Source organism: Corynebacterium sp. UMB0012, assembly GCF_030216265.1.
Classification (GTDB): Bacteria; Actinomycetota; Actinomycetes; order Mycobacteriales; family Mycobacteriaceae; genus Corynebacterium.
The window spans coordinates 1-327 of sequence record NZ_JASOKQ010000081.1 but is presented as its reverse complement, the minus strand read 5'-3'; the positions used below and the strand labels follow the sequence as shown (position 1 = coordinate 327).

At 56.0% G+C, this 327-nt stretch carries 2 pseudogenes; both read right to left on the bottom strand.

The window, feature by feature from the left end:
• Positions 1 to 160 (bottom strand): annotated as a pseudogene (locus QP324_RS11940) (IS3 family transposase); the annotation flags it as partial.
• A 26-nt stretch (positions 161 to 186) separates the two neighbouring features.
• Positions 187 to 327: pseudogene (locus QP324_RS11935) on the bottom strand (IS256 family transposase); the annotation flags it as partial.

The following is a 327-nucleotide window of genomic DNA, read 5'->3' as shown; positions in this document are numbered from 1 at the left end:
TTCAGGCGTGTCCCTGGTTCCTCAAGTCTCGCAATTTTTTTAAGTAGGCGTTTTCCGCTTCCAGCCGCTCAACCTGGAGGCGAAGCTTTTCCTCTTCCGTGAGGCGTTTCGGCGCAGCCGATCCTTTGGGCCTGCCCTTCGGCTTCGGGCGGAGAGTGTCCGATTCTTTGTGTGCGGAGGCTTGGTTTACAAGTAATCCGCGAATCGGTTGGGGTAAGCCACGGCTAGTTGGTTGATGGCTTGTTTCCACCCGGTGGCTTTCGCTCCTTCAATATAGCCGTTGCACTCAATGTTGCGCTTTGCTTTCTTCGCTCGCTGGGCAGCGCG